We start from the raw sequence: 21,663 nt of genomic DNA, 5'->3' as shown, positions 1-21,663 counted from the left end.
AAAAGCGATGATGAATAATTCAAGCATCTCTGCAAATGTTAATAACATACAGACGGAGGTGCTTGAAATGAAACGACAATGGGCGCAGCTTTATACTGCTGCTGCATTAACAAGCCTTATTTTACTTTCTTGCGCATGTGGACAGACGGCAAAAAATCAGTCGATAAACCGAGTGAAGAAGCTGTCAGAGCCGAACACCATCCAGCAGCTTGCTGATGGAACCCCTTATGAGCAGCGTTTTGCTCAACCAAAGGCGACGGAGGATGGGCGCGGACGTATCAATCAAGAGCAAATGAAGCAGGTTGTATTGCGTATGAACGGGATTCAGGCTGCGGAAGTCGTTATGCATAACAACGATGTTCTCGTTGGCATCCAGGTTGATAATAACGGCAAGCAAAAAATGGTTGAGAAGCAGACTCTTTCATCGTTATCCTGGCAATATCCTACGTACAAGTTTTATGTTACCTCGGACGATCAATTGCGCAGCAAGCTGGCAGCTTTCAAAGTGGCTGCTCCTGGCATGCATGCACAATCGGTGAGCCAAGATTTGGGAGCCCTTATAAATGCCATCTCACAGTCGATGGCAGCGCCTAGATAAGATTAAAAAGCAGGAGCAAGCCGCTGAGCGGAATACTCCTGCTTTTTTATTTTAAAGAAGAGCTATTCTTTAACTAGCTTGGGCTGTACAATTTTTTGTACGTGCTCGGCGACATATCGAAGCGGGAACGGAAAATGCGGTTGAAGTGCGTATAATTCGCAAAGCCGCATTGAAAGGCCACTTCCTGCAAGGTTGTATCTGAAAACAGGATGCGTTCCTGCGCGATCGAGAGCCGAACCTCAATAACATAATCAAATATCGATTGCCTGTAGGTTTCCCGGAACAGCTGGGATGCCCTTGAGACGCCAAGGCCGGCATAGCGGGATATCGCTTCTAGTGTCAACGGCTCCGTCGCATGGCGCTCAATGTACATTTTAATACGACTCGCTATAGTACGTTCGCTTATATTTCCTATACTGAACTCTTGGTTAGCAATGATCCGTTTAATATGAAGCAGCAGGCTTCTGGTCAAATAGGTAAGCAGTTCGGGATCAGCATCCTTCACTCTTCGTTTTTCGTACATAAGCATCTTCCAATAATTGATCGTAAACTCATCCACTCCAATATGGACATGAGACAGCTGCTCATAGCCGCTCCACCAGCTTTCCAGCCAGTCAGCTTGAGCTGTATCAACGGTCAGATAGTAATCTGCGCTATACGCCTGCGAATGCTCATCAATCGGTATATGGAGCTCATAGGAGTCATTAGGCTTTACGAGCAGCAAGTCGCCTGGCACTATCGTGTACAGCTTATTGTTGATTAGAGATTGGCTTGTGCCTTCTGCCTGCAGTCTTAAAAGATAATGGCTGGGAAAAAAACTGCGCTTTGAATGAAAGGAACGAAAATGCTTAATATAGTTGGCAGTAACAATATGCAAATGCAGTCCCTCCTGCTATAAGGAATTGGGCTTTGCTGTGAGTGTATAGCAAATCGTAAGATAAGTAAACAATTTCGTAAGAGAGGTAAACGACTTATTAGGCATTTGCAGGTATACTGAATAGCAAAAGCAATATTATGGAAGGCGATAGGAGATGAAGAAATGCAGCATAAATTAGCTGTCCAGCTGTACACGCTTCGCGAAGAATGCAGCAAGGATTTCCCGGGCACCTTGAAAGCGCTTAAGGAAATGGGATGGGCCGGCGTTCAGCTTGCAGGTTACCATGGGTATGAGCCGAAGGAGCTTGCTGAGCTGATTAATTCGCTTGGTCTGCAAACAGCAGGCATGCATGTGTCCTACGATCGAATTATTAATGAGCTGGAGCAGGTAGCCGAGGAAGCGCTGCTGTTTAAGACCCGAGATATCATTTGTCCTAGTCTCCCGGCGGATTTGCGCAATGAGGAAGGGTATCGTAAGATTAGGCAACAATTAAACGAAGCAGCCGCGGCAGTGGCCGATCGTAATTTAAGAATCAGCTATCATAATCATGCTTTTGAATTTGACACGATGATTGAGGCGACGGATGCACTGAATTATTTGCTAGAGCCAGTGCCGGACAACTTGATATTCGCTGAGCTTGATGTGTACTGGATCAAAAAGGCGGGAAGGGATATTGAAAGTTATATTGCCCCTTTTGAGAATAGAATGCCGATTATTCACCTGAAGGATATGACTGATGATGAGGAGCAAATGTTTGCGCCAATAGGAACTGGAAGCATTGCTTTCGACCCGATCATCCGTTGGGGTGAGCAGCATGGCATTGAGTGGTACGTGGCAGAGCAGGATGCTTGCCAGGGAAGCCCTATGAATTGTGTACAGACTAGCTATACGAATCTTGTTCAGACTATTCAAACAATTAATAGTAATTAAATGAATTTCACTCAAACATAGAGTCTGGAGTATGCAGCGAAAAGAAGGAGGCTGTCGATTCATTGCGGGCAAGAAGCGGGAGCGTCCGCCTTTGTAGACCAATTTTATCCTTTACAGGGGTTATGTAAAATGTACATTCGTTTATTTAGCATATGGGAGGAAGTAAAATGACTAATAAAATCAGACTAGGCGTAGTAGGAACGGGCAACATATTTCGACATGCACACTTGGAGCCGCTGCTGGCTCACCCGGAAGTAGAAATTGTAGCGCTCTGCGATATTAATAAAGAGCGCGCAGAGAATTTGGCGCGCGAGCACAATATTCCGGCAGTATATACAGATTATAATGAGATGCTTCAGAAGGAAATGCTTGACGCTGTAGATATTTGTACGCCTAACCTGTATCATTCCAAGGTAGCGATTGCAGCTTTGAACGCAGGTTTGCATGTATTTTGCGAGAAGCCTGATGCTGTCAGTCCGGAGGAAGCACAGAAGATGGCGGATGCCGCGAAGGAAAGCGGCAAAGTGTTAATGACGATGCGTAATAACCGTTTTACGCCCAACTCGCAATATTTGAAGGCTTTAATTGCTGACGGCCAGATGGGCGAGCTGTATACAGGCCGCTGCGGATGGATTCGCCGCCGCGGCATTCCGGGCAAGGGCGGCTGGTTTACTACCAAGGAGTTGTCCGGCGGCGGCCCGCTAATTGACCTAGGCGTTCATTTTATCGATTTGACGATGTGGCTGATGGGCAATCCGAAGCCGGTTGCAGTAACCGGCGCGACGTACTGCAAATTTGCGGATAATGAGGTTGCTGATTCCGCTCATAGCAATTTCGGTGAGAAGCAGGAAAACGGCATATTTGACGTTGAGGATTTGGCAATTGGCTTTATTCGGTTCGAGAATGGGGCTACATTGCAGATTGAATTCAGCTGGGCATCCAATATCGGAGAGGAAATGAACTTCATTGAGCTGCGCGGCACGAAGTCCGGCTTCAGCTTGAAGAAGGACAAGCTGGAAATATTCTCAGAGACAGCAGGCCAGCTAATTGATATGAAGCCTGTAATCAAATCGAAAGATATTTCTGCGCATGGCGAGCATTTGAAGCATTTCGTCGATGTTGTGCAGAAGCGAGCAGAGCCGATCCTCACGCCTGAGCATGGAGTAGACATGATCAAAATATTGTCAGCAATTTATAAATCCGCTGAAACGGGCAGAGAGGTAGTATTGTAGTTCTGAAACGAGCAGCAAAAAACAGCTCATGCGATTGTATGAGCTGTTTTGCTGTCTATGCAATATTCTAATGCGATGATACTTGATTTGCTAGTAATGCGCATGACGGAGTGTGGACAGTGTGACCACGAGAGAATGATCAACCGCTATAAAAACTTGCGGTTCGTCTTTTTTCCGTCGCAGCTGAATACGATAGGCTTCTCTTCCACTACAGTTTCAAGATGCACATTTTTTCCCCACAGCTTATAGACGTATGGCAAAGTACGCTCAATATACTTGAGGTCCAGCTCCGTGCCTTCAAATTGGTGAATCAAATAAAGCTCACCGTTGCGATTATAGTCGCCATCCTTCACAAGCATGCTTGGAAAACCGCCGTTAACGCGCGAGGTGACCAGCTGATCTCGTACATGTTCCCACGATTTATCAGTAATCTTCCACTCCGGACCTTTTTTCTCGAAAATATACAAATCAAGCTCACGTACTAGATCCTTTGTCAAATAATTGCGCAGGAAGGAAATGTCGGAGTCCAGTTCCCGCACCTCGAATATTTTTTCGCGTCCCTTTCCCGGCACTCTTCCAAAGCGCTCCTGCTCTTCTTTTGTCGGATTGTCCCATCGCTTCTCTATATCTTCAAATATTTTCAGGCCTAAATAGTAAGGATTAAGACTATGCCTTGACGGCACTACTACAGATGAGTTGAGCTTGGCAAATTCAATTGTTTCGTCGCTGGTCAAATCAAGCTCGCGAATGATGCGCTGATGCCAGTAGGAAGCCCAGCCTTCATTCATAATCTTGGTTTCAATCTGCGGCCAAAAATAGAGCATCTCATCCCGCAGCATCGTTAAAACATCTCGCTGCCACTCCTCCAGAACTGGGGAATATTCTTCAATAAACCAGACAAGATCCTTTTCGGGTCTAGGCGGAAACTTCTTGCTTTCCTCATTGCGAAGGGCCTGCTCCTCTTCGCGCTGCACTTCCTCCTTGTCCAGTCGCCATAGATCTTCATAACTGCTGCGAGCTGTAATGGAAGGCTTTTGTCTGCTCTCGCTGCTCATCATTTCAATGTACCGTTTTTTATCGAGCTGATAGGGCTTAATAACTGTAGGATCAACATGCTCCTGAATAGCAAGGATAGCATCGATAAATTGCTCCACTTTCTCTGCGCCATGCTCCATAGCGTATTGATGGATGCGGTCTGCAGTAGCAGACATGCTCTCTACCATATTGCGATTCGTAACGCTAAAGCGCGCATTATTTTTGAAAAAATCAGAATGGGCTAGTACGTGGGCAACAATGAGTTTGTTTTGAATAAGAGAATTTCCGTCTAACAAAAATGCGAAGCAGGGGTCGGAGTTAATCACAAGCTCGTAAATTTTGCTGAGGCCAAAATCGTATTCCATTTTCATTTTATTAAATGACTTTCCGAAGCTCCAATGACTGAAGCGTGTCGGCATGCCATAAGCGCCGAATGTATAAATAATATCTGCAGGACATATTTCATATCGCATTGTATAAAAGTCAAGACCAAAGCCTTGCGCTATTTCGGTAATTTCAGCAATTGCCCGTTCCAGTTGTTTTTGCTCACTCAATAACATCATTGCACCTCTCTCGCAGTGAATTGGAACACGTCATAAATATATATGAGTAATGCGGAGAGGTTATTCAAATACATAACAAGCTTTTTCAGTGCTTAATCGGCTACATTCCCTTTTTATGCTTTTCTTCATACATATCTTTGTCCGCTTGTTTAATAAGCTGATCGATACTCTCAGTTACACTATCGCCAATGCTGAACCCAAAGCTCGCAGTTACATCAATAGTTATGTTTTCACCGTATGGAATCGGCTCGCTTAAAGCGGCTTGAAGCTTAATCGTCAATGCCTCCAAATCGCTTTCATGCAATTTTTCTTGTATGTAAATGATGAACTCATCTCCGCCATAGCGTATCAGCTGATCCGTTTTTCTAAGCTGCGCTTTAAGCCTTGCTGCTGATTCCTTTAGAACGGCATCGCCAGCGGCATGACCGTAAGTATCATTAATTTGCTTGAAGCTGTTGAAGTCGATAAAAACGATACTGCCTTCCTGTTTCGTTGCCGTTGCTTTCAAATAGGTTAAAAAGCGTTTGTTGTAAAGCTCAGTTAAATCATCTGTTATGCTGGCATGCTCCAGTAAAACAAGATGGGAAATGAGTTGGGCGGCGATGCTTAGGCTTTGCCTCTGATCGATCTCTGACTGGTTTTCAGCAGCTCCATCATAGCTGGAGCCTATAATAACGCTGCTTTGATGAATAGGAAGACGGCATATCGTAAGCGCAATTGCATCGCGCTGCAGCTTTTTTAATAGCAGTTGTATTTCGGATGCAGAGTCTGCGGCAGTATAATAAAGGGTATATGAAGATGGATAAGCATGCAGCTTTGAATCTAATGAAAGTGATAGTCCTGGCAGCTCGCCATCTGGACAGGCCGAAGCTAATTGATCCGATTGTGAATACAGCAAAATATGCTCGTAAGCCGAATGCAAGGATGCGAATAATGCGCTGCTTTTTGCGTGATTCAATAATGTGAAAAGCAATGCAGCAGCTTCCTTCAGCGACATAAGCTGCTGTGGCAGCATCAGCATAGCTTATCCCTCCTTTACTATTTCTACTTATTTACATTGCCCTTTTGAATAATGTTGTATGCGAAATATAAAAAAAGATGCCCCCCCTTTTACTGGGAGCATCTTGCCGAGAACTTCTATGGGGACAATTAGCGTGCCAAAAATGAAGAAGGTCGCCAGCACCTTGTACAGGAAAGGGCGATCTTAGCTGGTCAGACGTTCCGTTATTACACTCAAAATTGCAGTTTTGAGGCGGCAAAGTGACAGACGTTCCGCTATTGATCCATAAATCGCAGAAAGTGCCCCATTTGGAGCCGTATAGCGGAATGTGTGACCGCGAAATGAAGAAAAATGGCTGTTTTTAGGCAAATAACGGAACGTGTGACCATGTCCATTCATGCAACTTTCACTCGGCAGTTTGCATCGGCAGCTTGGATACCTGGAATAAAAGTATAACGATGAGAAATACGATAATCAGGTTAACTAATATAATAGCTGTAAGCAATAGTGCAAAACTGCCATCTGCGACAGAGAACATGCCTAGAATTGGAGTAACTATAATGGTGAAAGTGTTGACGATCAAATAAGCATAGCCTCTTTGCCTCGCTTTGTTAGCAATATCCAGACTTTGATTCTGGGAAGCATAGATATAAATGGCACTGCATATGAGGTAAAGATTAATGAGCGACAGTATGCTGTTTAGCATTTGCAAAATGGATCCAAAGCTCAGATCGACTATTTGCGGCCTGGCAGGAAGATCCGAAAAACTTAGCAACAGGTACACAATCAGCATGCCTGCTGAGCAAATCTTAATCCAATTAAACGTATGAATGCCTGTTTGCTCTCGCAGTACATAACTGCCTCTTATAATAAGCAGATAACCAATCCAGTCAGGAAGTATATCAATCCCGTTAATATGAAAATTCAAGATCACTAGCAGCAATCCGAATGCGATCGTCTTAAAAGCTGCAGGCATCATTGGCGGGCCCTCGTTTCTTTTAGCAATTTGGCGATATTGTCGGAATTACGGTTGCCGTAGTATTGAATGAAGCCTGAAGTGTAAATGAAGTTTTCATTGGTAGTATGGTTAATGCCTTCAATAACGATGTTTTGCAGCACGTTCACAGGCTGATGAAAATTTGTAAACTTATATTCCAATCGAAGGGCTTCATCTTTCTCTACCTGAATAGGTAATGGCAGCTCATAAAAGGGTTTGCCGGTCTGAGTGATAACGTTGACATTTCCATCTGCAGGATAACCGTAAATGCCGTCTGCTGTTTCCTTGTTGTTCGCAAGGCTGACAAGCAAATGCTCCTGCAGCAGCTCTGACTCGGAAATGTGAATATGAGTAACTGTAATCGCTTCTTTGGCTCTCCAAATAATAAAGCCTTCGTTATTGGATGAACTGCCGGAACTCATTGATTCCAGCGGATCGTTGTCGTTTCCTTTGGCTGATCTTAATTGCACCTTTCCCAAATCAAACTGCTGCGTGGTGCCGTCCTTGAGGTGCGCCTTTCCCTTGTGGAAGGATTGACCGACAAGTTGTTCGAGCCGAGCTTCATCCGATGTCGTTATCGTAAGCTGGATTTCTTTGAGCAGCTGCTGAGGATAAGTGTCCAATACTCGAATGTCAGACATCTTTGCTATGTTCTCTAACCCTTCAATTTCGACCCATTGCACAGGATTTCGGGTCTCGCTATTTTCTACAAATTGAATAGAAATACCCTCCTGCCAATAGGCTAAATGGTCGGTATATTGCTTCAAAAATATAGGCTCCTGCAGCTGCATTTTATTATTCCATATACCAATTCCAACCGATGAAGTTATAATAAGGATGAGAGCAATTATCATTGGTTGTATTTTCAAGCGCTGTACACCACCTTTGCAACTTACTTTAACTGATTATGCCAATATTTTCAATAAAGACAGAGAGGATCGTGGACGTAAAGCAATGCGAATTATATTCCGTTTTCTAAAAAAATATCGAGCAGCTGCTCTGGTAGCAGTCGGGCTGATGTTTATCGAGCTGATGATCGAGCTGCTGCAGCCTTATATGATTGCCAAAATTATTGATGAAGGCATTGCGGCTTCGAATTTGCAAATCGTGATGCTGTGGGGCGGCATTTTGCTGGCGTGTACTGCTGTTTCATTTGGATCGGGTATTTTGAGCTCGTTTTATTCTGCGCATGTTAGCCAAAGCTTTGGCTATGATTTGCGTGAAAAGCTGTATGAGAAGGTGCAGGCTTTAACCTTTTCCAGCTTTAACCGCTTCGCTGAAGCATCTCTAATAACAAGACTTACAAACGATATTGTACAGCTGCAAAATACTGTGTTTATGGGTCTCAGAATTATGCTGAGGGCACCGCTTTTTGTTCTTGGAAGCGTTGTATTTTCGCTAATAATCAATTTCAAGCTTGCGATATGGTTTGCTGCAGCTATTCCTTTTCTTTTTGTTTTTTTAGTTTGGGTTATGAAGCGCGGGGAGGCACTGTTTCGTTTGGTGCAGCAAAAAGTGGATCATGTTAATAGCGTTCTGCAGCAAAATTTAATGGGGATTCGCCTAGTAAGGCTTTTTTTACGTTCAAAATATGAGGAAGGCCGTTTTTCAAGCACAACAAGCGAGTTGAAGGATCGTACAGTATCAGCGATGAAATTAACGGAGCTTGCTCTCCCAGTCATTTTATTTGTTATGAATATCAGTGTATTGCTTATTCTATGGTTCGGCAGGGCGCAGCTTGAGCTCAGTGAGGCATCGGCAGGAGAAGTGGTCGCTGTAGTAAATTATGCGATACGGACTACTGGCATACTATCGATCATGTCTATGATTGTTGTGAACTTTTCCAGAGCAAGGGCATCCGGCTTGAGAATTGAAGAGGTGATGGAGGCTGAAGAGGAGACGGCACAAGCTGGACTGAAAGATAGCAGCAAAAAAAATGCACAAGGCGAAATTAAGTTTGAACAGGTGTCCTTCCGATATCCGGAAACGAATGAAAGAACATTATCAGAAATTTCTTTTCACGCGAGGCCGGGGGAGACGATTGCCATTATGGGCGCAACAGGCTCCGGCAAAACCTCATTGCTGCAGCTGCTTCCGCGATTGTTTGAAATCGAGGAAGGAAGCATATTAATCGATGGACGCAATATCCAGCAATTGAAGCTGCATGATGTAAGAAGCGGGATCGGGTTTGTCCCACAGGAGCTTATCCTGTTTTCCGGCACGATAGCTGACAATATTCGCTGGGGCAAGAAGGAGGCTAGCATGGATGAGGTCATCGAAGCAGCCAAGCTTGCTCAAATCCATGACACGATCATGCAGCTTCCGAAACAGTATGATACGTGGATCGGCCAAATGGGCGTGAATTTATCGGGCGGCCAAAAGCAAAGGGTGACGATTGCGCGCGCCATTATACGCAAGCCATCCATTCTATTGCTGGATGACAGCACGAGCGCCCTTGATGCCAATACTGAAAGAGCGCTGCTTACGGCGTTGAAAGAAATAAAATGCACGATACTTCTTGTAACACAAAAAATAAGTACTAATCGCAATGCAGACCATATATTGCTGCTTGATGACGGCAAGCTGCTGGAGCAAGGCACGCATGAGCTTTTATTGGAGAAATCCAAGCTCTATCGTCATATATGTGAATCTCAGCAAAGCAGGGAGGAGCTGAAGCATGCTTAAAAACTTAACAGACCCTTTCAAATATCCGAAGCCGGAAGTCGTGTTCAAGACGACAGAAGCAGGTGAAGTTAAAAACGCAAGCCAGCAAAATGCAGATAAAATAACAGCGGCCGGTAAAAGTGCAAAGCGTAAACGCCCAGAGAAGAGCAAGCAAACGCTGCAGCGGATTTGGAGCTATTTGATCGAACATAAAGTAAGATTATTTGCTGTCCTGATCATGATTTTATTAAGCTCAGTCCTCTCCATAGCGGGGCCTTATTTGATAGGAGTAGCGATCGACCGATATATTATGGAGCATAGCAGCGGCTTTGTCCTTTTTCTGGTTGGCCTTGCGGCGGTGTATATTTTACAATCCGTAGTTTTATGGTTCCAAAATATTTGGATGATCTCGATTTCTCAGCAAACCGTTTTTAAAATGAGAAAGGAGCTATTTTCCAAGTTTCATAAGCTTTCCATACCTTATTTCAGCAAAAGACAGCATGGCGAGCTGATGAGCCGCATGACTAACGATATTGAAAATGTGAGCAACTCGCTAAACAGCTCCGTTGTCCAAATTTTTTCAAGCGGCTTGCTGCTAATAGGCATAGCCGTTGTGATGATCTCGATCAGCCCATTGCTGACGCTGTTGTCTTTTATTATTGTTCCGCTATTATTTTTAGGCATGAAATGGATAACGAATCGGACAAGCCGCATGTTTAAAACGCAGCAGTGCAACTTGGGCGATATTAATGGTTATGTAGAGGAAACCTTGTCAGGCCAGCGCATCGTCAAATTGTTCTCGCAGGAGCAAAATGTTATCGATCATTTCAAGGAGCGCAATGAGCGAATCCGTGTTTCAGGGTTTTGGGCACAGGCAATTTCCGGCTTTATTCCGAAGCTGATGAACGGTTTGAACAATTTAAGCTTTGCGCTTATTGCTGGAGTTGGCGCTATTCTAGTTATTAACGGGCATGGCATTACAGTCGGAGTTATTATTATGTTTGCTGAATATTCTCGCCAGTTTACCCGGCCGCTTAATGATTTGGCAAATCAATGGAATACGCTGCTTTCTGCTATTGCAGGAGCAGAACGAGTATTTGAGGTGCTGGATGAACCTGAAGAAAATGACGACGAAGCGGACGCAAAGGCTTTGTCAGAAATTAAAGGGCATGTTGAATTTGACAATGTATGCTTCGCTTACGAGGAAAATAATCCATTAATTCACAATATATCGTTTCATGCTGCTGAAGGTGAGATGATAGCTCTCGTTGGGCCGACTGGCGCCGGCAAATCGACGTTGATTCATCTGTTGGCCAGATTTTATAATCCAACGAAAGGAGCCATTAAAATTGATGGCGTTGATATCAGGCTTGTAACTAGAGAAAGCATGCGATCGCATATGGCCTACGTTATGCAGGATCCTTATTTATTCGAGGGTACGATTTATGAGAATATCGTCTATGGACGGATGGATGCAAGTGAGGAGCAGGTTGTGCAGGCAGCTAGACTTGCCAATGCAGACAGCTTTATCCGCCGATTGCCTGGCGGCTATCATACGCGGCTGAAGTTGGGCGGAGACGGCATAAGCCAAGGACAAAAGCAGCTATTGGCGATTGCGCGGGCTATATTGGCCGATCCCAAAATATTGGTGCTGGATGAGGCTACCAGCAATATTGATACGTTTACCGAAATTAAAATACAGGAAGCTCTGCAAAGGCTGATGAAGGGAAGAACTTGCTTCGTCATTGCACACCGCTTGAATACGATAAAGCATGCCGACCGCATCGTTGTCATTCAAGCCGGAACAATTGTAGAGCAGGGAAGCCATGAACAGCTGTTGAAGGCTAAAGGATACTACTATGGACTAATCCATGGCGCAGAAAAAAATAGTGAAGCGATGTAAGCGGCCTGCGGCTGCTCATTCGCCTCACTGTTTTTTTATTTTCTGCCGCTTAGTCTTGCAAGAGTTGGCGGGCTTTGCCTGGAAATCAGTAATAATGCCCTTAGCTGCCGGAAGGGAATTTGGCTCCTGTATCAAGTTGCTGCAGCCAAGCGTATCGTCATGAATGAATCTTCTCTTTTAGAAGCGAATTGTATTTTTTATTGTGCTCAATTACAAACTGAATCAATTTGGCAACGCCGTCATTTTCATTGGACGCCGTAAGCAGATCAGCATGCTGCTTGACGTAATCAGCAGCGTTTTCCATCGCTATGCCAAGTCCGCATGCCTTCAGCATCGTAATATCATTTTCTCCATCACCTATTGCTACCGTTTCCTTTAATGAAATGCCTTTATAATTGCAAATTGCTTGAATGCCGCTTATTTTTGAAATGCCCTGCAGCGATATTTCGCGGTTGGTGTCATTCGAACTCGTTACCTCTATCCCTTTAACATCCTTCAGTTTAGTATCCAGCTTCGACAGCAGCTCTTGATTGTTGGTTGCGAAGCCAAATTTAACCCAAATAGAATCCGCATGCCCTTCCATCGTATCCCATGTATCTTTTCGAACAAGCTCCTCCGTGTTATAAGCCCAGTACCAAATTTCTTCTAGCTCAAGTGCAATTTCTCTAAGCTGCTTGATCGTTTCCCATGGAATAACATGCCTATGCAGTATCGTAGTTGGCGTGCTCCAAACCTCAGCTCCGTTAGTCGCCACGATCGGGGGGTGAGATGGAAGCACATCAAGATAGGGCTTAATATTTTGAAAGCCTCTGCCTGTAGTAAGCATAATCATGATGCCATGCTTTTCTGCTTCCTGTATCCAATGCCAGTTAGCAGGTGAGATTTGCTTATCGTCAGTTAATAGAGTGCCATCCATATCCATTGCAATTAGCTTGTAAATCAATTTTTTGCCACCTCTGATTAAATGTATTTCATTACAGCAGGAGTTGGAAATACGCTGCGCATAATTAATAAAAAAATTGCCCAGACTATGACCGAAATTCCAGTGCAAATGACTATATTAATAACTATTCTATATGAAAGAAACAGAAAAAACGACAATTCCCCCCGAAAAAAAGCAAAATATTTTCTTGTTTAAGAAAAAATAAAAAAATATGCTTTTTTGTTGTCGAAAGATGTGCTATATTAAATACATCAACAAGAATCTAGCAGAAATAAAACGTTCTACAACATAGAATGCTAGCATTCTTGCTGAAAGACAACATGATTAAGAAAGGGCGTTTTTAAAATGAAAAAGGTTTTGAAAGGGTTTTTACCACTTTTGCTAATCAGTGCTATGGTTTTGGTTGCGGCATGCGGTAACAACTCAGGAAAGCAAGAAGGCGGCAATACTCCAAGCAATAATGCAGGCAACGGCGGAGAATCCAAGCCGCAAGAAGTAACGTTGAACTTCTGGACTATCTCTCTGCAGCCTACATTTAACGATTACATCAACGGTGTAATTGCAGCTTATGAAAACGAGCATCCAAATGTAAAAATTAAATGGCAAGACTATCCAATGGACGCTATTCAAACAAAATTGCTAGCTTCCAGCGCAAGCAACGAAGCTCCGGATGTTGTTAACTTGAATACAGAGATCGCTCTTCAAATGGTGAACGTCGGTGCTTTGGCTGATATTAGCCAGTACATTTCAAGCGATGTGGCATCTTCCTATATTGACGGTATTTACAACTCAACAGTACTTGACGGCAAAGCATATGCTTTCCCTTGGTATACTTCAATTCAAGTATTGTTCATGAACAAAGAAATTCTGGAAAAAGCTGGTCTTGATCCGAATAAAGCGCCTGCTACAAGAGACGAGCTTCATGAAATGGCTCGTACAATTAAAGAAAAAACTGGCGTTGCAGGTTATGCAACTGAGTTCACTGCAAAATCTCACCTTGCTAACGAAGGCGTGCCAATTCTGACTGAAGACCGTACGGCAGCTGCATTTGCATCTGAGCAAGGTATTGCAGCAGCTGAAGAAATCAAGACGCTAGTTGAAGAAGGCGTAATTATGAAGGAAATTGCGAAGTTTGACGCTCAAGTTCAATTCTATGCGAGTGAGCAAACAGCATTTGTGCTTGCAGGTCCTACATTTATTAATCGCATGAAAACTGCAGCTCAAGATGTTCTGGATAAAACTAAAGTTGTTGCTCTTCCTACAGGTAAAGGCAACGTAAACTATTCTGGCACAATGAACCTTGTAGTACCTTCTGCATCTAAGAACCAGCAGGAAGCAGCAAACTTTGCAGCATACATGACCAATGCTGTTAATCAATTGGAATTCTCTAAAGTAGCTAACACAATCGCTTCTACTAAAGAATCTTTGAAGGATAAGTTCTTTACAGAATCTGACGGATCCATCGAAGCAGAAGCTAAAGTTGCAACCGTTTCTGGCCTTGAGCATGCATCTGAGTATACGCTTGGAGTTGCTCGCGTAGCTGATATCAACAGCACAGTTAATGCTGCGCTTGAGCAAATCATTCTTAACAAAGCTGATGCAAAAGCGACATTGGAAAAAGCAGCTGAAGATGTAAACAACCTTCTTAAGCTGGACAAATAATTTGACAGAGACCATACAAGGGGAGTGCGAGCTCCCCTTGTATCACTAATAAAGATGTCGATTGAGGTGACGTAAGTTTATGCGTACTAGACGGCTAAATAACGATTCGTTAACAGCTTGGTCTTTTATGGCTCCGGGGCTTTTGGTGCTTGCTATATTCGTTGTCTGGCCCATTCTGTACAGTATACCTTTGGCATTGACCAACTACTCTGTTTTGGGAGAAACGAAGTTTATTGGTTTTACCAATTTTAAACGAGCTTTTAGTGATCCAAGCTTTATTGCCGCTTTAAAAAATTCCGTTTTGTATATTATTATCGTTCCAATTATTCAAATTTTGTCTATTATGATGGCGATTTTAGTAAACACCAAATTGCCAGGCATTAAATATTTCAGAACAGCTTATTACGTACCTGTAGTAACCTCTATGGTTGCAGTAGCATTAATCTGGAATTGGCTGCTTAGTAATAATGGAATTATTAACTATGTGCTCATGGAGCTAGGCATTATTGATCAAAGAGTAGGCTGGCTTTCCAGCAGCAGCACCGCTTTATTTGTCCTTATGTTTATTACCATGTGGAAAGGCTTAGGCTACTACATGATGCTATATTTGGCAGGTCTTCAGGCTATTCCAAATGATATGTATGAAGCTGCTACAATCGACGGCGCCAGCAAATTTCAAGTTATAAGAAAAATTACAATTCCATTGCTGAAACCTTATGTATTTTTCTGCAGCTTGATTTCCTTAATGGGAGCCATCAGGGTTTTTGACGAAATGTTCGTTTTAACAAAAGGCGGCCCAGGAAATGCCACACTGACAACGAGCTTGTACATTTATCAGCAAGGGATCGAGCAATTCAACTTTGGTTATGCATCAGCTCTTGGCTTGATAGTAAGTGTTGTTGTTGGTCTGCTAAGCGTTGTTGTGTTCAAGTTTAATCAAAAGGGTGGTGTCAATCCGTACTAATGAATAATAAAACATTAAAACAACTTACTAAATTCGTTAATTACGGCGTTGGTTATGCTCTATTAATCTTGCTCGCAATCGTTATGATGGGACCGTTCCTATGGATGCTCAGCGCATCGCTCATGCCCGGGAAAAACGTTTTTACATTCCCGCCAGTCATTTTCCCGACATTTATTAAGTTCACGAACTATACAGAAGTTTGGGAATATATGAACTTCCCTAGATATATTGGGAATACGCTGATTATCACAATAATGGGCGTAGTCATTAATATTTTATTGGCCTGCTCTACGGCATATCCGCTTGCCAAGCTGCAGTTCAAGGGCAGAAATGCTGTATTTGCTTTTCTAGTGTCAACGATGATTATTCCATCATCGACTGCAATGATTGTTCATTATTTGACGCTGCGTACATTCGGCGTGCTCGATACGTTTGTCGGTGTTGTTTTGCCGTCGGCTGTAACCGTATTTAACATTTTCCTTATGCGTCAAACGTTTATGGGTGTTCCTGATGATATTCGCGATTCCGGTAAAATCGATGGCGCATCTGAGTTTCGTGTATGGTGGCAATTGATGCTTCCGGTTGTGAAGCCGGGTATTGCTGTTATTACCTTGCTCGAGACGATGGCATACTGGAACAACTTCTTATGGCCGATTGTCGTATTGAATGATCCGAGTAAATATCCGATCGCTTCTGCGCTTACGTATTTGAATGGACAATTCTCCTACAACTTTGGCTGGATTGCAGCAGGAACAATTATATCAGTTATTCCTATTATTATAGTGTTCTTGTTCACGCAAAAATATTATATGGAAGGAATATCTGGAGCTGTAAAAGGCTGATTACTATAAATACGCACCAGATATTGTGAGGATGGTAAAAGTGAAAATAGCTTATTTGCCACTAGACGAACGACCTTGCAACTACGAATTTCCTTACTTGCTTGCAAGCGGCACTTCGACAGAAGTTGTACGCCCTGACCTTTCTATTATGGGCAAGAAAAAAAAGCCTGGTAATGTGGAAGCGATTGGGCAATGGCTGGAGGAACAGTGCAAGGATGCAGACGGACTAATCGTTTCTATTGACACACTGCTTTACGGCGGCATTATCCCGTCTCGCTTGCATTCGTTAACAGCTGAAGAATGCTCGCTTGCGCTTGAGAAATTGCGATTGCTGAAATCTAGCAATCCAAAGCTCAAAATATTTGCTTTTCATTTAATCATGCGATGCCCTCGTTATTCAAGCTCCGATGAAGAGCCTGATTACTACGAGGACTATGGCCGCGAAATATTTTTGACAGGCTATTTGTCACATCGCAAGCAATTAAATTTAGCAACTGAGCAGGAATTAGAAGAGCTGGCCAGACTTGAAGGCGCGGTGCCGGAGCCATTTATGCAAGATTATTTGGGCAGACGGAGCATTAATATTCAAGCAAACCAAAAAATGCTAGGCTATGTGGAAGAAGGAATCGTGGATTTTCTTATTATTCCGCAAGACGATTCTGCACCATTTGGCTTAACGGCGCTAGATCAGCAAAAGGTGCGAGATAAAATCGCCGAGCATAATGTGGAACTGAGAGCTTTGATGTATCCAGGCGCCGATGAGGCGGGCTGTACGCTGATGGCTAGAATGCTGAATGAATTTAACAATGTTACACCATACGTGTATCCGCGTTTGTCAGGAGTTAATTCTGCAGCCATTATCCCTTTATATGAAGATAGGCCGTTATTTGAAAGCATTAAATATCAAATATTGGCTGCCGGCGGTCAAATCGCCTCATCAGCGCAAGAGGCGGATTGTGTACTGCTTGTAAATGCCCCGGGCGACCGCATGCTTGAAGCAAACGATCAGCTTCAAACCGATCTCGGCTATCAGGTTATGAGAAATACGATAGAGCTAGTCGAATATGGCAGCTTCATTCAGAAAAGATTTGCAAAGCCTGTAGCTATTGCTGATGTGGCGTATGCCAACGGCGGAGATTTGCAGCTTCTGAAATTGTTAAAGCAAAAAAATATGTTGTTTGATATTGCTGGATATGCCGGCTGGAATACAAGCTCGAACACGCTTGGTACCGTTATAGCACAAATGATGATTTATCATATTTATGGAAACTCGCAAGAGCATCTAAACTTTTTAGCCCTTCGTTATACAGAGGATTTAGGCTATTGCAGCAAAGTACGAAGAGCAGTTGCGTTAGGTGCGGTCAAAGAAAAAGGTTTATCTTATTTTGGAGTGGATGGTGAGAGAGGCAGCATTTCGACTATTGTTAAGGATGAATTATTACAATTTGTGATAACGAACATTAACGATGAGCGGCATGTCATTCATATTCAAGATGTATATATGCCTTGGAACCGAATGTTTGAAGTAGGGTTATCTGTACGTGTTCAGAGCCAAATTCCGGATCGGTAACAGTAGGTGTAATAATAATTATAGATTTGATTAAGGTGGAAGTTATAATGAAACTTACTGATCGATTAAAAGATGGAATTGTAGTATCTTGTCAAGCGTTACCGGATGAACCGCTTCACGGTTCTGAAATTATGGCTCGAATGGCGGTTGCTGCAAAGCAAGGTGGAGCTATTGCGATTAGAGCTAACTCCAAGGAAGACATTATAGCGATAAAAAAGGCAGTTCCGCTTCCTGTGATCGGGATCGTAAAGCGAGATTATGAAGGGTCGGACGTCTACATTACTCCTACCTACAAAGAAGTAGATGAACTGCTAGCTGCTGGAGTGGATATGATTGCTTTTGATGCAACAAATCGAAAAAGACCTGAGGACTGTACATTAGAAAGTATGGTAAGCTATATGAAGAATAATAATGTGTATATTATGGCCGATGTGTCTACATTAGAGGAAGCGATTTATGCTGAAAAGCTTGGCGTCGATTGCGTCTCAACGACTTTGTCGGGATATACGCCTTATTCTCCGCAGCAGTCAGGACCAGATTTTGATTTGGTAGAAAAAGCGGTTCATGAACTTTCCATCCCTGTTATTGCTGAGGGTAGAATTAAAATGCCAAGTCAAGTGGACAAAATGTTTGAGGCTGGCGCACATTGTGTCGTAGTTGGAGGCGCAATTACTAGACCCCAATTGATTACACAAGAATTTACCGCTATAGCAAATAGGAGGAGAACTCGGTTCGATGGAGATGAAATTACGGGTTAGCACTTATTATCCATCATTTACAAAATCAGAAAAAAAAGTAGCAGATTGCTTGCTGGAGAGAACGGAAGACATTATTTTCCTATCTGTTACTGAATTTGCTGAGCTTGCCGGTGTAGGCGAGACTACAGTTATGCGTTTCTGCCGGACAATTGGATTTAAAGGCTACCAGGATTTCAAGCTGGCTTTGGCGCAGGATCAAAGTACAAGAAAAAATGAAGAGCATCAACCTTCGACAGACGACTTTACCCAAATCGTGCTTAATGAGACGATTGATATATTGAACAATAGCATGAGCCTTTTGAATCGTGCTGTTTTGGATCAGGCGATTGATGCGATTGATGCTGCAGATCAGGTGCAATTTTTTGGCGTGGGCTCATCGGGTATCATAGCATTGGATGCAAAATCTCGTTTGCTGCGCATCGGACATCGCGCAGAAGCGATGACAGATACGCATTTTCAAGCCATGCTGGCCGTACAAATGAGGAAAGGCGACGTAGCGTTCGGGATCAGCTTAAGCGGAAGCACGCTGGATACGATAGATGTGCTTACCAAAGCAAAGCAAAGCGGGGCGACCGTAATTGCTATGACCAACTATGCCAAATCGCCGATTACTTCGGTAGCTGATATTGTTCTGTTGACAGCGGGTAAAGAATCTCCTTTAGAAGGCGGCTCTATCGGCGCTAAAGTTTCGCAAATGTTTCTTATTGATCTTATATGCGAAGGCTTGGCGCGCAAAGACCACGCGCGTTCTAATGAAATGAGAGAGAAGACAGCAAGAGCGGTCATTAATAAAACCTATTGATTGCATGTATAAAGAGGAGAATATAATGCAAGTAATCGGAATAGATATAGGCGGTACATCGATTAAAGGGATTGTTACAGATGAATCCGGCTCACTATTGGCAAGCTGCAAGCTCCCGACGGATGCTTCCCGCGGCCAAACAGCTATTCTGGAAACAGTCAATCAGGCTATTGTACAGCTCCGCAATGAGTTTCAAGCTGTTCAGGCTATCGGTATCGGATCCGCCGGAAGAATTAATGTCCATACGGGCGAGGTTGTGTTTGCCACGGACAATTTGCCCGGCTGGCAGGGAACGCCCTTGGCAGATATATTAAGCAAGCAGTATCAGCTGCCTGTAGTAGTAGATAATGATGCGAACACTGCTTTGCTTGGCGAAGCTTGGCTTGGCGCTGGCCAAGGGTTCGATAATATTATTATGATTACTCTTGGAACAGGTGTTGGAGGAGCGAATCTAATCGACGGGAAGCTTGTCCGCGGGAAAAATTGGAATGGCGGAGAATGGGGACATGTCGTACTGGTTCCGGGCGGAACGCCTTGCAATTGCGGGCGCATAGGCTGTGTCGAGCAGTATTTATCTGGCAATAGCCTGACAAGAATAGCTTCCGAGCGTGTAGGGAAAGCTTACAAAGACGGCCTTGAGTTTATGCAGGACGTGTATGAGGGCAACTCTGCTGCTAATGAAGTAATGGACCGCTATGTGGAGCAGCTTGCTATTTTTCTTGGCAACCTGCAGCTCGGGATTGATCCGGATGCCTTTATTGTAGGCGGAGGAGTTATTGATTCGAGCGAGAACTGGTGGTACAGGCTGGAGCAGCATATTGACAAGCTGAGGAATAACGGTACGGAGCTTTCCGTTCTGCCTGCCAAGCTTAGCAATGATGCGGGCTGCTTTGGCGCAGCTAAGCTGGCATTGCAATTCATAGCCAGCAATAATTAAAGCTGGAGATATCGTTCAGCTGCCTAATGAGGTAGGCAGTTGAACGATATCTCTTTTAATTTATAATGCTAAGTTTATTTATCCGGCATGACATTGCTGACAGCTATTGTTAATAGTTAAAATATACTCCAATTTCGTTCCTTTGAAATCATTTTAAGCAAATGTACACCAGCGATGCTGTTGCCCTTTGCATTTAATGAAGGCCCTAATACACCTATGCCATAGCGATTTGGGAGCAGAGACAAGACACCGCCGGAAACGCCGCTTTTTGCCGGTAATCCGACTTGAATGGCGAATTCGCCAGAAGCATCATACATGCCGCAAGTAATCATGAACGTTTTTGCGATTTGCACATAACGTTTGGGGACGAGCTGCTTTTTTAGAATAGGATCAAATCCGTTGCAGGCAAGCACAAGCGCCATGCGTGCAAGCTCAGTACAGGTGACAAGAATGGAGCATTGTCTAAAGTATATATCCAATATTTCATCAACATTACCGGTTATTACACGATTGTCTTTTAGGATGTATGCGATCGCCCTGTTCAAATCGGCTGATTCTGCTTCAGAACGGTAGACTGGCATGTCATAGTTCAAATCGGGATTCGCGGCTAAGGTGCGGATAAATTGCAGAATCCGTGCTGATTTTTCTTCCTGGGTACTTCCTTTAACCATAGAAGAGACGACGATCGCGCCAGCATTAATAAGCGGATTAAAGGGAATGCCAGGCTGCACAAGCTCAAGCTTGAGCATAGAATCAAATTTATCGCCGGTCGGCTCCATGCCGACTTTTTCAAACACTTTATTTTCTCCGTGATCCATTAGAGCTAACAGTAATGTGAAGACTTTAGAAATACTTTGAAGAGTGAACGGCTGTGACGCATCACCTGCGCTTATACGCTCTCCCTCAGTATTTACAATATCAATGCCAAGGGCATTGGGAGAAGCTTTGCTCAGCTCAGGTATATATGAAGCGACCTTGCCTTGCAGGGTGAAGGGTATAGCAGCGTCAATCCATCGCGGCAATTCAGTTTTTAAAATATCCCATTCGTTATCGCTTTCCATAAACAGCACAGCCTGCCTTTCATAAAACAAATGATTTTTATATTTTTTTAAAAAAGTTGTTTACAAACAGAAAATATTCGTGTATAGTCTTATTTTGTCAGCTAATTTAAATAAATATTAAAAATTACGTTTTGGAGCACAAATAAATTCGTAATTAAAAATAATATTAAAAATAATTGTTGACAAGATTCGACTTAATATGATATATTCTAATTCCTGGCTGTTACGAAATAGCCTAGGGAATGAAAAAAGAATTTGTTCTTTGAAAACTGAACAACGAGTGAAATGCCCTATTCATCCTCGGATGAATAGATAGCAATACAAT

At 43.3% G+C, this 21,663-nt stretch carries 19 protein-coding genes; 12 read left to right on the top strand and 7 right to left on the bottom strand.

Features of this window, described 5'->3' with window-relative positions:
- Nucleotides 1-67 precede the first annotated feature (67 nt).
- Nucleotides 68-598 carry a YhcN/YlaJ family sporulation lipoprotein gene (locus tag ACRRU2_RS26605; RefSeq protein ID WP_331700841.1) on the top strand — a complete coding sequence of 177 codons (531 nt, stop codon included), beginning with the start codon at nucleotides 68-70 and terminating at the stop codon, nucleotides 596-598.
- Between the two features lie 73 nt (nucleotides 599-671).
- Here the strand turns inward: ACRRU2_RS26605 and ACRRU2_RS26600 are convergent, their stop codons facing one another.
- Nucleotides 672-1,475, bottom strand: a complete 804-nt coding sequence (locus ACRRU2_RS26600; RefSeq protein WP_331700840.1) for an AraC family transcriptional regulator — start codon at nucleotides 1,473-1,475, stop codon at nucleotides 672-674.
- 162 nt (nucleotides 1,476-1,637) lie between these two features.
- Here ACRRU2_RS26600 and ACRRU2_RS26595 point away from each other — a divergent pair, with 162 nt between their 5' ends.
- On the top strand, nucleotides 1,638-2,405 hold the full coding sequence (locus tag ACRRU2_RS26595; protein ID WP_432506320.1) for a sugar phosphate isomerase/epimerase family protein: 768 nt from the start codon (nucleotides 1,638-1,640) through the stop codon (nucleotides 2,403-2,405).
- 167 nt (nucleotides 2,406-2,572) lie between these two features.
- Nucleotides 2,573-3,637: a Gfo/Idh/MocA family protein gene (locus ACRRU2_RS26590; RefSeq protein WP_432506318.1), complete on the top strand. Its 1,065-nt coding sequence runs from the start codon at nucleotides 2,573-2,575 to the stop codon at nucleotides 3,635-3,637.
- Between the two features lie 146 nt (nucleotides 3,638-3,783).
- Here the strand turns inward: ACRRU2_RS26590 and ACRRU2_RS26585 are convergent, their stop codons facing one another.
- The 4 genes from ACRRU2_RS26585 to ACRRU2_RS26570 all read right to left on the bottom strand — a co-directional run bounded on the left by ACRRU2_RS26585 (nucleotide 3,784) and on the right by ACRRU2_RS26570 (nucleotide 8,101).
- Nucleotides 3,784-5,232: a SpoVR family protein gene (locus ACRRU2_RS26585; protein ID WP_432506330.1), complete on the bottom strand. Its 1,449-nt coding sequence runs from the start codon at nucleotides 5,230-5,232 to the stop codon at nucleotides 3,784-3,786.
- A gap of 103 nt (nucleotides 5,233-5,335) precedes the next feature.
- Nucleotides 5,336-6,256 carry a GGDEF domain-containing protein gene (locus ACRRU2_RS26580; protein ID WP_432506316.1) on the bottom strand — a complete coding sequence of 307 codons (921 nt, stop codon included), beginning with the start codon at nucleotides 6,254-6,256 and terminating at the stop codon, nucleotides 5,336-5,338.
- Nucleotides 6,257-6,641: 385 nt separating this feature from the next.
- On the bottom strand, nucleotides 6,642-7,214 hold the full coding sequence (locus ACRRU2_RS26575) for a hypothetical protein (RefSeq protein WP_331700836.1): 573 nt from the start codon (nucleotides 7,212-7,214) through the stop codon (nucleotides 6,642-6,644).
- A complete protein-coding gene (locus ACRRU2_RS26570; protein WP_432506314.1) occupies nucleotides 7,211-8,101 on the bottom strand; it encodes a hypothetical protein in 891 nt (296 codons plus the stop codon). The genes ACRRU2_RS26575 and ACRRU2_RS26570 overlap by 4 nt, the downstream gene beginning before the upstream one ends.
- Before the next feature lie 85 nt (nucleotides 8,102-8,186).
- Between ACRRU2_RS26570 and ACRRU2_RS26565 the strand changes: the two genes are divergently transcribed.
- Together ACRRU2_RS26565 and ACRRU2_RS26560 are read left to right on the top strand one after the other, a co-directional pair.
- A complete protein-coding gene (locus tag ACRRU2_RS26565) occupies nucleotides 8,187-9,917 on the top strand; it encodes an ABC transporter ATP-binding protein (RefSeq protein WP_432506312.1) in 1,731 nt (576 codons plus the stop codon).
- On the top strand, nucleotides 9,910-11,799 hold the full coding sequence (locus tag ACRRU2_RS26560; RefSeq protein WP_432506310.1) for an ABC transporter ATP-binding protein: 1,890 nt from the start codon (nucleotides 9,910-9,912) through the stop codon (nucleotides 11,797-11,799). The genes ACRRU2_RS26565 and ACRRU2_RS26560 overlap by 8 nt, the downstream gene beginning before the upstream one ends.
- Nucleotides 11,800-11,956: 157 nt before the next feature.
- Here ACRRU2_RS26560 and ACRRU2_RS26555 read toward each other — a convergent pair whose 3' ends face one another.
- Nucleotides 11,957-12,742: a Cof-type HAD-IIB family hydrolase gene (locus tag ACRRU2_RS26555; RefSeq protein ID WP_432506308.1), complete on the bottom strand. Its 786-nt coding sequence runs from the start codon at nucleotides 12,740-12,742 to the stop codon at nucleotides 11,957-11,959.
- 345 nt (nucleotides 12,743-13,087) lie between these two features.
- On the opposite strand from ACRRU2_RS26555, the gene ACRRU2_RS26550 reads away from it, so the two are divergent.
- The 7 genes from ACRRU2_RS26550 to ACRRU2_RS26520 all read left to right on the top strand — a co-directional run bounded on the left by ACRRU2_RS26550 (nucleotide 13,088) and on the right by ACRRU2_RS26520 (nucleotide 20,277).
- A complete protein-coding gene (locus tag ACRRU2_RS26550; protein WP_331700831.1) occupies nucleotides 13,088-14,404 on the top strand; it encodes an ABC transporter substrate-binding protein in 1,317 nt (438 codons plus the stop codon).
- A 79-nt stretch (nucleotides 14,405-14,483) separates the two neighbouring features.
- Nucleotides 14,484-15,368: a carbohydrate ABC transporter permease gene (locus ACRRU2_RS26545; RefSeq protein WP_331700830.1), complete on the top strand. Its 885-nt coding sequence runs from the start codon at nucleotides 14,484-14,486 to the stop codon at nucleotides 15,366-15,368.
- Nucleotides 15,368-16,210 (top strand): carbohydrate ABC transporter permease, encoded by an 843-nt coding sequence (locus ACRRU2_RS26540; RefSeq protein ID WP_331700829.1) that lies wholly within the window; start codon nucleotides 15,368-15,370, stop codon nucleotides 16,208-16,210. Before ACRRU2_RS26545 ends, ACRRU2_RS26540 begins: the two co-directional genes overlap by 1 nt.
- Nucleotides 16,211-16,241: 31 nt before the next feature.
- A complete protein-coding gene (locus ACRRU2_RS26535; protein WP_432506305.1) occupies nucleotides 16,242-17,780 on the top strand; it encodes a DUF4127 family protein in 1,539 nt (512 codons plus the stop codon).
- A 47-nt stretch (nucleotides 17,781-17,827) separates the two neighbouring features.
- On the top strand, nucleotides 17,828-18,538 hold the full coding sequence (locus tag ACRRU2_RS26530; protein WP_331700827.1) for an N-acetylmannosamine-6-phosphate 2-epimerase: 711 nt from the start codon (nucleotides 17,828-17,830) through the stop codon (nucleotides 18,536-18,538).
- Nucleotides 18,516-19,340, top strand: a complete 825-nt coding sequence (locus ACRRU2_RS26525; RefSeq protein ID WP_331700826.1) for a MurR/RpiR family transcriptional regulator — start codon at nucleotides 18,516-18,518, stop codon at nucleotides 19,338-19,340. Before ACRRU2_RS26530 ends, ACRRU2_RS26525 begins: the two co-directional genes overlap by 23 nt.
- 25 nt (nucleotides 19,341-19,365) lie before the next feature.
- Nucleotides 19,366-20,277, top strand: a complete 912-nt coding sequence (locus ACRRU2_RS26520; RefSeq protein WP_432506302.1) for an ROK family protein — start codon at nucleotides 19,366-19,368, stop codon at nucleotides 20,275-20,277.
- A 116-nt stretch (nucleotides 20,278-20,393) separates the two neighbouring features.
- Here the strand turns inward: ACRRU2_RS26520 and glsA are convergent, their stop codons facing one another.
- Nucleotides 20,394-21,338: a glutaminase A gene (glsA, locus tag ACRRU2_RS26515; protein WP_432506300.1), complete on the bottom strand. Its 945-nt coding sequence runs from the start codon at nucleotides 21,336-21,338 to the stop codon at nucleotides 20,394-20,396.
- Nucleotides 21,339-21,663 lie beyond the last annotated feature (325 nt).

Origin of the sequence: Paenibacillus sp. GXUN7292 (assembly GCF_050864975.1) — a bacterium.
Classification (GTDB): domain Bacteria; phylum Bacillota; class Bacilli; order Paenibacillales; family Paenibacillaceae; genus Pristimantibacillus.
Note: the sequence above shows the minus strand (reverse complement) of the source record. Positions and strands in the feature narration are given on the sequence as shown.